This is a genomic window from Nocardiopsis sp. Huas11, from assembly GCF_003634495.1.
GTDB lineage: Bacteria > Actinomycetota > Actinomycetes > Streptosporangiales > Streptosporangiaceae > Nocardiopsis.
On record NZ_RBKY01000001.1, the window covers coordinates 1,009,842 to 1,020,910 of the forward strand.

An 11,069-nucleotide genomic window follows, 5' to 3' on the forward strand; every position below is an offset into this window, starting at 1 on the left:
GGGGACACATCCGGCCACGGACGCGGCGCCCCTGGCCGCGGTTCCTGGCGGTGGGACCGTAGGCCGGGTGAGGTAGAACTGGTTATATTCAGTGCGTCAACCAGCGGTCGGACGAACCGGAACCGGCGCCCCCGCCCGGCCGTCCGCACCCCGACCGAGAGGCCTTCCCGTGATCGGACTCCTGGTCGCGCTGCTGTCCGCCGTGGTCTACACCGTGGGCCTGGCCGTGGAACAGCGCGCCCTGCACGGGTCGGAGTCGATCTCCGTCCACCGCCCGCTCCACCTGGCCCGGGTCCTGCTCGGCAACCCCCGCTGGGTGTTCGGCTGCCTCTTCGCCGCGATCGGCAGTGTGGGCCTGATCGTGTCTTTGGGCCTGGCCCCCGTGTCGGTGGCCCAGCCCGCCTACGCGGCGGGCGTGGCCACCACCCTGCTCGCCATCACCCTGGTCACGGGCGAGCGGATCACCCGTGGCGAGTACGTGGCGCTGGGTGTCATGCCGGTGGCACTGGCCCTGCTGAGCCTGTCCACCGCCGAGGGCGCCGAGGCCGGCACGAGCCCGGACACACCGCTCCTGGTCGTGGTCACGGTCGTGACGGTGGTGGCGTGCGTGGGGGCGATGGGTCTGGCGGGCGGCCGGGGGCGCTACGTGTCGGCCGCGGCGATGGGCGCGGCGGCCGGTCTCGCCCAGGGCAGCGCCGGCCTGCACGGGAAGGGCCTGGGCGGCCTGCTGGCCGAGCACGGCGTGCTGGGCGCGATCGTCCCCGCCCTGCTCTCGCCGTTCCCCTACCTGTACGCGGTGGGCTGGGCCGTGGGCCTCGTCCTGTTCCAGACCTCGATGCAGCGCGCGCGGGCCTCCATCACGGCGCCGGTCTCGAACGTCGTGGGCAACGTCTTCATGGTCGTGGCCGGGACGATCCTGTTCAACGAGAGCCTGCCCGAGGACCCGGTGATGCTGGCGCTGCGGGTCGGCGGATTCGCCCTCACCCTGATCGTCATCGTCCTGGTGCGCGGCAACGTGGCCTCGGCCGAGGCCGACACCAGCCGCAAGCGCGCGGCCGCCCTCGTCCCCGACGGCCCCGAGTCCTCCTGACCGCGGGACCGGGGGGAAGGGCCGGCCGCGCGCGGCCCGCCCCCCGAGCTCACTCCGGAGGCGGGCCGGGCCTCGGTTCTCAGGCGGCCACGGAGACGGCCTGGCGCAGGCCGGGCGCGGCGACGTCGGCCCACGCGCGCACGACGCTGTCGGGCCGGGCGGTCTCGTCGGCGGCCAGGACCAGGCCCGGCTCGGCCACCCACGCGCCGAGGTCGGCCAGGAGCACGCGCAGGTCCTCCTCGATGCCGCGGCTGTTGCGCAGGTCCTCGACCACGGCCAGCGGCACGGCCACGGTGTGGCCCAGGCCCAGCTCGGGAAGACGGTCGAGGAAGACCTTCAGCAGGCCGGTGTAGGTGCCGTGCACCTGCGGGGAGGCGACGAGGAGGACGTCGCTCTCGCGCACGCTCTCCAGGGCGGCGTTGACGGCGGCGGAGTCGTCGGCGAGCAGTTCGGCGCCCAGCTCGGCGAGGTCGACGACCTCGGGGCTGGACGTGACACCCGCACGGGCGGCGACCTCGGAGGCGGCGCGCAGGGCGGTGGTGTACACGGCGGATCGGGGCTGGGGAGCGGCGACGAGCACGGTGAAGCGGGTCATGCGAGACTCCTGGGTTCGGTCAGAGCGAGCCGGGGTCGACCGGAGGAAACGTCGGGGGGCGGTGACGGAGATGCGGTGACACCGGAGAGGACGGTTCCTCGTTCCGACGCGGGGACGGACTTCGTCGTCCGTGTGCGTGCCGCGTCGGTCCTGGCAGGTGTGCTCCTCGGGCCTGTGTCGGCCCGGGCCCAGAAAGGGAAGAGAAGAGCGTCCGGTGTCTGCGAGGGCATGGGCGTACCGGAGGTACACCCGTGGCACGGGGCTCGGGGCCCCGCAAGGCGCTAGCTACAACAGAGCGCGCTCGCCTGCTGTCGAAGATCGACATGCAGGCGCTGGACAAGCAGCTCACCGGCGGACATGCCTCCATCATGAGGTGAGCCGACCGCTATCGTCAATGCGTGCGCGGGAGCCGGGCGCGCGCCGCCGGCGCCCCGACCTGACCGTCCAGCTCGCGGACAACCGTTCCACGCATCGGGATTCCCCAGCTCCGCAGGGTGTTGCGAGCCCGGCGCGGCGGGACTCCGACCCCCGTGCGGCCGCCCCACGCTTCGCGTGTAATTTGCGACACATCCGCCGAGCATCCGACCGCCCAGGACAGGGAGAGCCCGAACATGCCCCACAGCGTCACGCTCACCGACGCCCGCGTCGTGACCCCCGACGGTGTCCACGACGGCTGGCTGCGCGTCGCCGACGGCCGGGTGGGCGAACTGGGAACCGGGGAGCCCCCCGCCGGGCCGACCCGGGACGTCGGCGGCGGCTGGGTGGTTCCGGGCCTGGTGGACACCCACGTCCACGGGGGCGCCGGCCACGCCTTCACCGGGGCCGATCCCGAGGGTGTGCGCCAGATCGTCGCGTTCAACCGGGCGCGCGGAGTGACGTCGATGGTCGGCGGACTGGTCGCGGCCACGCCCCAGGACACGCTCCGCCAGGTGGCGACACTGGCCGAGCTGTGCGAGTCCGGCGAGCTGGCGGGCGTCTACCTGGAGGGCCCCTTCATCGCGCGGTCCAAGTGCGGGGCCCACGACCCCGCGCTGCTGCGCGATCCCGACACCGCGGAGTTCGACCGCTGGCTGAAGGCGGGCCGGGGCCACGTGCGCATGGTGACCGTCGCGCCGGAACTCCCGGGCGCGACGGAACTGATCCGCGCCGCGGTGTCCAACGGCGTGGTCGCGGCCGTGGGGCACACCGAGGCGAGCTACGAGCAGACGCGCGCCGCCTTCGACGCCGGCGCCACGGTGGCCACACACCTGTACAACGCGATGCGCCCGCTCAACCACCGCGACCCGGGGCCGATCGCGGCCTGCCTGACGGACGAACGGGTGACCGTGGAGCTGATCGTGGACCACGTGCACGTCCACCCCGGCGCGGCGGAACTGGTGTTCGCGGCGGCCGGAGCCGGACGCGTGTCGCTGGTGACCGACGCGATGTCGGCGACGGGCCTGGGGGACGGCGAGTACACGCTGGGCGACCTGCGGGTGCGGGTCAGCGGCGGCGAGGCCCGGTTGGCCGACACCGGGGCGATCGCCTCCAGCACGATCGTGCTGCCGCAGGCCGTGTGCAACGCGGTGGAGGGGCTGGGCGTGGACGTCCCGGACGCGGTGCGCTCGGCCTCGTCGGTGCCCGCGGCGGCGCTCGGGCTGGACGGCGCGGGCCGGATCGCGGTCGGCGGACGGGCCGACCTCGTGGTGCTGGACGCGGACCTGGCGGTCTCGGACGTGATGTTTCGCGGTACGTGGGTGGCGTGACGGCGTGTCATCGTGTCGGTACGTACTAGTAACTTGACTCTGAGTAACAATAGAGTCAGGGCACCGAGGAAGCACGTGCTCGACACGAAAGGATCCGCCATGGCCCAGTCGAGACAGGCTCGCGATGACCAGCCGACCCGCGTGCCCTCCGAGGAACGCGAGCACCTCGCCAAGCTCGCCGACGAACTGACCCGTTACGAGGTCCGCACCGACGTGGTCGACGGGGAGGCCCCGTACCTGCGGGTGACCAACCCGGAGTCCGCGCAAGCGGTGGAGGACGTCGTCTGCGAGCGCAGGGAACTCGACCACGCGTTCATCGCCTCGTTCGGGGTCTACCTCGGTAGCAGCGGCAGCCTCGGCGTCACGGCCCACAAGGTCGCCTGGCTCGTGGGAGCCACCGAGGCCTGAGGCACGGCCACGGACGGGGCGGCGCCGACGGGCGCCGCCCCGTTCCCGTGTCCGCGGACCCGCGCCGGCGTCGCTTCGGCGCCCACCGAAACGTCACCGCTCTAGGGTCGGCGTGTCGGCATCCGCACGAAAGGACCACGCCCATGACGCGTTTCGAGGAGTTCCGCGACCTGCACCGCACCGGGGCGCCCCTGGTCCTGCCCAACGCCTGGGACCTGGCCTCGGCCGCCGCCCTGGCCGAGGCGGGCTTTCGCGCCCTGGGCACGACCAGCCTCGGCGTGGCGACCGCGGCGGGCCTCCCGGACGCACAGGGGGACACCCGGGCCGAGACCGTCCGGCTCGCGCACGGCATGGTCCGCCTGGACGCCCTGGTCAGCGTGGACGTCGAGGGCGGCTTCGGCGACGAGCCCGAGGCGGTCGCCGCGCTCGCCGCCGAACTCGCCGGAGCCGGGGTGGCGGGGATCAACATCGAGGACGGCCGCCCCGACGGCGGGCTGCGCGCGCTCGACGCGCAGTGCGCGCTGATCGAGGCGGTCAAGGACGCCGCCCCCGACCTGTTCGTCAACGCCCGCACGGACACGCACTGGCTGCCCGGCCACGCCGCGCTGACCGCGGAGCGCGCCGAGGCCTACCGGGCGGCGGGGGCCGACGGCGTGTTCGTCCCCGGCCTCACCGACGCCTCGGCGATCGCGGACCTGGTCGGCGCCCTGGACGTACCGCTGAACATCCTGTACTCCCCCGCGGGCCCGTCCCTGCGCGCCCTGACCGACCTGGGGGTCCGTCGGGTCAGCTGCGGTTCCCTGCTGTTCCGGGCGGCGCTGCACGCCACCGTGGCCACGGCGAGGGCCGTGGCCCGCGACGAGCCCGTCCCTGCGGGGCTGCCCGGCTACGCCGAGGCCCAGGCCCTCGCCGACGCCTACACCGCCCGCCCCTGACCCCCACGTGGTGATCCCTCACTACCCATGGAGGACTTCGAGGCTCTGGAGGGCGCGCTGGACATGCACCTGGCCCAGCAGGCGGACCTCGAAGACACCACTCTGCATCATCCATGGCCGAGTGTCGTCGGGAGCCAGACGCGCATGGCGGTCGGGCCGCGTTCGGCCCACTGGTGGTAGGGGGTCAGCACGAGCTCGACGTCCGAGCCCTCGTCCTGCTGCGCCCGCCCGGCCCGCTCCCCGTAGGGCCAGGCGCCGGCCGTCGCGCGGACCGTGCCCGCCAGGCCCCGCACCACCACACGGCCGTCCCGGTCGTCCGGGGGCACGGAGGGGTCGACCCGGACCTCGTCCAGGTCGGTCCCGTCCGGTTGGCCGACCGCCTCGGCGCAGTACACGAGCGGCCCCCGCTCCACGGCGACGCAGCCGCGCACCGCGTCGATCCGCGGGTCCGGCCAGGTGAAGCGGGGTCCCATCGGCAGGAACAACCGGATCTGGTCCCCCACGGCGAACTCGCGCTCCACGACCACCGCGCCCGGACGCACCGGCCGCCGACGGCCGCCCTCCTCCAGCTCCGCGCCCGCGGCCCACGCGGGCACGCGCAGGCGCAGGGCCGCCGCCCCCGCGGGGGCCTCGGTGACCCGGACCAGGACGGCCCCGCCCCGCGGGTAGCCGGTCTCCACCGCCACCCCCATCACCCGGCCGTCGCCCAGCTCCGCCCGGATCCGCGCCGGGGCGTACTGGAGCACGGCCAGCCCGTGTTCCTCCGCGACGGCGGCGTAGGTGTGCCAGGTCGCCAGCGTGCGCGCCAGGTTCGTGGGGCAGCACGAGACGTCGAACCACGGGGCCCGCATCCCGCTCTCCGCGCGCGGGCTCAGCGCGTCCGCCCGCGCCTCCTCCCCTGCGACCCGCTGGTGCAGGGGGTTGGCGTAGAAGAACGCCCGCCCGTCGGCGCTCGGCGAGGTCGCCACCACGTTGAAGAACGTCCGCTCGACCAGGTCGGCGTAGCGCATGTCGCCGGTGGCCAGGTACAGCCGCCACGACACCATGACCGAGGCGATGCCGGCGCAGGTCTCGCAGTAGGCACGGTCCGCGGGCAGTTCCCAGTCCTCGCCGAACCCCTCGTCCTGGTGGCGCGAGCCCATCCCCCCGGTGACGTGGGTGCGCCGTGCGACCGTGTGCTCCCACTGGCCCTCGACGGCGGCCAGGAGCTCGCGGTCCGCGCACTCGACCGCCACGTCCACGGCCGCCGCCGTGAGGTAGAGCGCGCGCACCGCGTGCCCCCGCCAGGCGCGGGCCCGGCGGATCGGCACGTCGTCCTGGAAGTAGGCGCTGCCGAGCGGCACGCGGTCCTGGCGCAGGGTGCGGTGCCCGCGGCGGTCGAGGAAGATCCGCGCCTGCTCGACGTAGCGCTCCTCCCCCAGGGCCCGGCCCAGCTCCACCAGGCCCACCTCGATCTCCGGGTGCCCGCACAGCCCCGGCGCCCCGTCGGCGCCGAACGTGGCGCACACGTGGTCGGCGGCCCGGCGGGCGATGTCCACCAGCGCGTCCGGACCCGTGGTCCGCAGCCGGGCGACCGCGGCCTGGAGCAGGTGCCCCGTGCAGTACAGCTCGTGCCCCGTCTCCAGGTCGCTGTAGCGGGGCTCCTGGCCCGCGTGCCCGTAGCAGGTGTTCAGGTAGCCGTCGGCGTCCTGGGCGCGGCCGACGCGCGCGGTCAGCCGGCGCACGGCGTCGTCCACCTCGCCCCGCCCGGAGCGGCCGTACTCCCAGGCGAGCGCCTCCAGCAGCTTGTAGACCTCGGAGTCGGAGAAGCACCAGCCCGGCCGGTCCCGGCCGGTGGTGCCCCCCGCGACGCGGTCGAAGTTGGCCAGCCAGCCCTCCCGCTCCATCCAGTACTCGCAGTGGTCGAGCGTGGCCGCGGCGTTGGTCTCCTGCAGGGTGGACCAGAATCCGGGCCCGAGCTCGATCTCGCCGAGCCCGAGCGGGCGGAGCCGGCTCCGGGACGGGACCACCGGGCGTCCCCCGGCGGGGTCCGTCGGGACGACTGGCTCGTGGACGGTCACACGTGCTCCTCGAAGATGGTGCGGTCGGGTGTCGGGCCCGCCGTCCGCCGGGCGCCTCACTTGACCGCTCCGGCGGTCACGCCGCCGGCCACGAAGCGCTGCGCCACGACGAGCAGGACGGCGGCGGGAACGGAGGCGACGACGGCGGTCGCCATGATGGCGTTCCACTGGGTGGTGTTGTTGCCGATGTAGTTGTAGATGCCGAGGGTGATCGGGATCATGTCGCCGTTGCGGCTGAGCGTGGACGCGAAGACGAAGTCGGACCACGCCCACAGGAAGGCGAAGAGCGACACCGTCAGGACCGAGTTCCGGCTGATCGGCAGGACGATCGACCGGAAGGTCCGCCAGGTCCCCGCGCCGTCCACCCGCGCGGCCTGGAGGATCTCCTCGGGGATGCCGGACATGAACGCGGTGAAGAGCATGACGCCGAACGGGACGGCGATCGTGGAGTCGGCGATGATGAGCCCCCACACGGTGTTGAGCCAGCCGAGCCGCACGTAGACGGCGTAGAAGCCCATCACCATCACCACGCTGGGGATCATCTGCGCGACCAGCAGCAGGAAGCCGATCGTGCCGCCGCCGGGCGTGCGCAGCCGGGCCAGCGCGTACCCGGCCGGCGCGGACACCAGCAGTGTCAGGGCCACACAGCCCAGCCCGACCACCAGGCTGGTCGTCAGGTTCGGCAGCTGCTGGTCGAAGACGGCCGCGTACCCCTCGAACGTGGGATCGCGGGGGAACCAGTGCGGCGGATCGGACCGCAGGTCGTTCGTCCTGGTCAGGGAGACGTTGACCATCCAGTAGACGGGGAAGAGCATGACGGCGGTCAGCAGGACGCCCAGCGCGGTCTTCCACCAGGTGCGGCGTCGGGTCATCGCCGGGCCTCCCTTCGCTGGAGGTAGAGGTGGAGGAAGCCGAAGACCAGGGCCAGTGCGATGAGCAGGTTGCCGACCGCGGCCGCCTCGGAGAAGTCGGGCTGCCCCGTGCCGAAGGCCCGCCGGTAGGACCAGATCGCGAGCGTGGTCGAGCTGTCGCCCGGACCGCCGACCGTCATGATCCAGATGACGTCGACGACCTTGAGGGTGTAGACGAGGCCGAGCAGCAGGGTGATGGCCGAGACCGGGCGCAGCAGCGGCATCGTGACGTGCCAGAACCGCTTCCAGGGGCCCGCGCCGTCGAGCGCCGCCGCCTCGTAGAGCTCGTCGGGGACGTTCTGCAGCCCGGAGTACAGGATCACCAGGTTGAAGGGGATCCCCAGCCAGATGTTGGCGATGATCACCGACACCAGCGCCCACTCGGGTGAGGTCAGCCAGTTGATCTGGCCGACCCCGAACGCGGAGAGCACCGAGTTGACGATGCCGTGGTCGCTGTTGAGCATCCACGACCAGGTGGAGGCGGACACGATCATCGGCAGCAGCCACGGGATGAGGAACATCCCCCGCAGCGCCGGTGAGAGCGGGAAGCTGGTGCGGAAGAACACCGCCAGGGCCAGCCCGATGGCGTACTGGGCCGCGATCGAGACCAGGGTGAACACCGCCGTGGTCCAGAGCGCGGGGCCGAACGCGTCGGACAGGACGACGTCGGCGACGTTCTCCAGGCCGGTGAACTCGGCGTCCCCCTGCACGAACGCGCGCGGTGTGTAGTCGTGGATGCTGAGGTCGATGTTGCGGTAGAGCGGATACCCGTAGAAGAGCACCAGGTAGGTGATCAACGGGGCGATGAAGGCGAGGGCCGACCACCGGTGCGCGGCGAAGGGGCGGCGCCGGCCCGACCCGCCCCGCACGAGGCGGGAGGGGCCGGGGCCGGCCGTCACTCCTCGGGTGACCGTCGGCCGGACGTGCGTCCGTGTCATGGGGTGGTGTCCTTGACTGGTGGTGCGGGTTGGTCAACCGAGCACGCGGCGGGTCAGTCGGTCGCCGCCTCCGCCTCGGTCTGCGCCTGCGCCAGCGCCTCCTCCGCGTCCATGGAACCGCTCAGGGCGTTCTGCACCGCGCCCCACAGCGCCTCGGAGATGAGCGGGTAGTCCGTGCCGAGGTCGTCGCTGGTGCGCCCCTTGGCGTTGCGGACCGCGTCCACCCACGGCTCCAGCTCCTCGTTGTCCGTCAGCAGGGCCTCCTGCCCGGCGGTCGTGGGCGGGACGTAGTACGCGAAGGTGGTGGCCGTGTCCACCAGGCCCTCCGGGGTGGTCATGCACTCCACGATCCGCGCGGTGACCTCGTACCTGGCGTCGTCACTCTGCACCGGGGCGACGATGAACTCGCCGCCGGTGGGCGTCGGCGCGACGCCGCCGTCCCGGCCCGGCAGGGGGATGACCCCGACCGGGAAGTCGGCCCCGGCCGCGCTGTCGACCTGCCAGGTGCCGTTCTCCGCGAAGGCGAAGTCGCCGGTGAGGAACTCCTCCCACACCGTGTTCTGGGAGTTGGTGATGACGGAGTTGGGCGCGTGGCCCTCGTCCAGCCAGCCGGTCCACAGCTCCAGCGCCTCGACCGCGTCGGGCGAGTCGAGCTCGCCCAGGTCGGCGCCGCTGCCCCAGAACCACGGCAGGAACTGGAAGCTGCCCTCTTCGGTTCCGATCCCGGAGAACGTGATGCCGTCGTGTCCCGCGCCGGTGACCTCCTCCAGCGCCTCGGTGAGCGAGGCCCAGTCGGTGATCGACTCCGGGTCGACGCCCGCGTCGTCGAGGATCTCCTGGTTGTAGTAGAGGGCCAGGGTGTTGGCGCCGATCGGAATGCCGTAGGCGCTGCCGTCGAGCACGCCCGCGGCCAGGAGGTTCTCGTCGAACTCGGAGGTGTCGAAGCCGAACTCGTCCATCGTGGTCAGCATGCCGGTGTCGGCCAGCGTGGAGACCGCCGGGTTGTCCAGCAGGATCACGTCCGGCGACGCGTTCTCCTGGGCGGCGAGCAGCGCCTGGTTGGTCAGTGCGGTCGTGTCGTAGGCGGTCCGCTCGATGGCGACGCCGGCCTCCTCGCCGCAGGCGTTGACGCGCTCCGCCCATCCCGACGAGTCCTCGTGCTGGGGGTAGGGGTCCCACCAGGTGTAGGTGTCCGCCGTCTCGGTCGCGTCGTCGGCGGACGAGCATCCGGCCAGGGCGGTGGCGCACGCGGCGGCAGTACCGATCGCGCACAGTGTGAGCAGCTTCGGGCGTTGCATGATTCCTCCGGGGGGTGGGTGCCTGGCGGCGGTGGTCGTGGGAGGGGTCAGGGGCGGCCGGGGAACCGGGGCGCTCCCGTACTGCCCCGGTCGGCGAACTCCGGGGCCAGGAGCCGTACGACGTAGGGCTCCTCGCGCGATCGGGTCGAGGCGATCCGGCGCACCAGCTGGCGGACGGCCAGGTCGCCGAGCCGATCCGGTGCGCTCTCGACGAACGAGTAGGGCAGGGAGAAGGAGCGCGCGAACGCGTCGGAGTAGCGGCCGATGACCGAGAGGTCGCCGGGCACGTCGAGTCCGCGCGCGTTCAGGACGGACGGGAGGGCGGCCGCGGCCGCCTCGTTGTTGAGCAGCAGGCCGGTGGCCGAGGGGTGGGCGTCCAGCACGCCGTGCAGCGTGGTGCCGATGGCCGGCTGGCTGGACTCGCCGAAGACGGCGTGCAGGCGGATCCCGAGGTCGCGCGCCCGTTCGAGCGCGGCGTCCCGGAGCCGCCACACGTACGCGCCGCCCCGGGCCGCGACGTGCTCGGGCTGGGACACGAGGATCAGCTCGCGGTGGCCCAGCCGGTGCATGTGGTCGACCATCAGGCGGCCGGTGGCCACGAAGTCCAGGTCGAAGACGTCCAGGTCGGCGCAGTCGCCGGGGAGTCCGACCAGGGCGCCGGGTTGCGGGGCGGCCCGCAGCACGGGCAGCCGGACGTCGTCGTAGGCGACGTTGAGCAGGACGACGCCGTCCACCATGCGCGAGTCGGTGATCCGCCGCAGGGCACGCACCCCGTCGGCCTCGGTGACCAGCAGGATGTCGTAGCCCAGTTCCCGCGCGTTGTCCGAGACGCCGAGCATGTACTGCAGCATGGCCGGCGCGAACTCGTCCTCCAGGAACCGGGCCAACAGGCCGATCACCATCGTCTGTGACGTGGCCAGGGCCCGGGCGCCGGCGTTGGCCGTGTAGCCCAGGCGGCCGGCCGCGTCGAAGACGCGCTGCCGGACCTGCGCGGAGATCGCGCGCTTGCCGGAGAACGCGTACGACGCGGTGCTGCGGGAGACTCCGGCCTCCCTTGCCACGTCACCGATGGTGACCAACGTTCCTCCT

The 11,069-nt window shown here is 73.1% G+C and carries 10 protein-coding genes; 4 read left to right on the top strand and 6 right to left on the bottom strand.

Annotated features, from left to right (window positions below):
- Positions 1-169 precede the first annotated feature (169 nt).
- On the top strand, positions 170-1,090 hold the full coding sequence (locus DFP74_RS04455) for a hypothetical protein (protein ID WP_121180540.1): 921 nt from the start codon (positions 170-172) through the stop codon (positions 1,088-1,090).
- Between the two features lie 79 nt (positions 1,091-1,169).
- Here DFP74_RS04455 and DFP74_RS04460 read toward each other — a convergent pair whose 3' ends face one another.
- Entirely contained in the window at positions 1,170-1,685 is a 516-nt protein-coding gene (locus tag DFP74_RS04460) for an NADPH-dependent FMN reductase (protein ID WP_121180541.1), read from the bottom strand.
- Between the two features lie 611 nt (positions 1,686-2,296).
- On the opposite strand from DFP74_RS04460, the gene nagA reads away from it, so the two are divergent.
- From nagA to DFP74_RS04480, 3 genes are all read left to right on the top strand, one after another.
- Positions 2,297-3,430, top strand: coding sequence for an N-acetylglucosamine-6-phosphate deacetylase (nagA, locus tag DFP74_RS04470; RefSeq protein WP_121180542.1), 1,134 nt, complete (start codon positions 2,297-2,299; stop codon positions 3,428-3,430).
- A gap of 99 nt (positions 3,431-3,529) precedes the next feature.
- A complete protein-coding gene (locus DFP74_RS04475) occupies positions 3,530-3,838 on the top strand; it encodes a hypothetical protein (protein ID WP_121180543.1) in 309 nt (102 codons plus the stop codon).
- 143 nt (positions 3,839-3,981) lie between these two features.
- Positions 3,982-4,773, top strand: coding sequence for an isocitrate lyase/phosphoenolpyruvate mutase family protein (locus tag DFP74_RS04480; protein ID WP_121180544.1), 792 nt, complete (start codon positions 3,982-3,984; stop codon positions 4,771-4,773).
- Positions 4,774-4,880: 107 nt separating this feature from the next.
- Here DFP74_RS04480 and DFP74_RS04485 read toward each other — a convergent pair whose 3' ends face one another.
- Genes DFP74_RS04485 through DFP74_RS04505 form a run of 5 tightly spaced genes read right to left on the bottom strand, consistent with a single transcriptional unit; the run spans position 4,881 to position 11,059 of the window.
- Positions 4,881-6,833, bottom strand: a complete 1,953-nt coding sequence (locus DFP74_RS04485; RefSeq protein ID WP_121180545.1) for a glycoside hydrolase family 127 protein — start codon at positions 6,831-6,833, stop codon at positions 4,881-4,883.
- 56 nt (positions 6,834-6,889) lie between these two features.
- Positions 6,890-7,705: a carbohydrate ABC transporter permease gene (locus DFP74_RS04490; protein ID WP_121180546.1), complete on the bottom strand. Its 816-nt coding sequence runs from the start codon at positions 7,703-7,705 to the stop codon at positions 6,890-6,892.
- Positions 7,702-8,682 (bottom strand): carbohydrate ABC transporter permease, encoded by a 981-nt coding sequence (locus DFP74_RS04495; RefSeq protein WP_121180547.1) that lies wholly within the window; start codon positions 8,680-8,682, stop codon positions 7,702-7,704. Before DFP74_RS04495 ends, DFP74_RS04490 begins: the two co-directional genes overlap by 4 nt.
- A gap of 53 nt (positions 8,683-8,735) precedes the next feature.
- Positions 8,736-9,980 carry an extracellular solute-binding protein gene (locus DFP74_RS04500; RefSeq protein WP_121180548.1) on the bottom strand — a complete coding sequence of 415 codons (1,245 nt, stop codon included), beginning with the start codon at positions 9,978-9,980 and terminating at the stop codon, positions 8,736-8,738.
- 47 nt (positions 9,981-10,027) lie between these two features.
- The gene (locus DFP74_RS04505; protein ID WP_121180549.1) at positions 10,028-11,059 is read right to left on the bottom strand and encodes a LacI family DNA-binding transcriptional regulator; all 1,032 of its coding nucleotides are present in this window, start codon (positions 11,057-11,059) and stop codon (positions 10,028-10,030) included.
- Positions 11,060-11,069: the final 10 nt, after the last annotated feature.

What these genes read in the sequence shown, in the direction of transcription:
- DFP74_RS04460 (WP_121180541.1), bottom strand. Translation starts at nt 1,685, where the DNA reads ATGACCCGCTTCACCGTGCTCGTCGCCGCTCCCCAGCCCCGATCCGCC.
- nagA (WP_121180542.1), top strand. Translation starts at nt 2,297, where the DNA reads ATGCCCCACAGCGTCACGCTCACCGACGCCCGCGTCGTGACCCCCGAC.
- DFP74_RS04475 (WP_121180543.1), top strand. Translation starts at nt 3,530, where the DNA reads ATGGCCCAGTCGAGACAGGCTCGCGATGACCAGCCGACCCGCGTGCCC.
- DFP74_RS04480 (WP_121180544.1), top strand. Translation starts at nt 3,982, where the DNA reads ATGACGCGTTTCGAGGAGTTCCGCGACCTGCACCGCACCGGGGCGCCC.
- DFP74_RS04490 (WP_121180546.1), bottom strand. Translation starts at nt 7,705, where the DNA reads ATGACCCGACGCCGCACCTGGTGGAAGACCGCGCTGGGCGTCCTGCTG.
- DFP74_RS04495 (WP_121180547.1), bottom strand. Translation starts at nt 8,682, where the DNA reads ATGACACGGACGCACGTCCGGCCGACGGTCACCCGAGGAGTGACGGCC.
- DFP74_RS04500 (WP_121180548.1), bottom strand. Translation starts at nt 9,980, where the DNA reads ATGCAACGCCCGAAGCTGCTCACACTGTGCGCGATCGGTACTGCCGCC.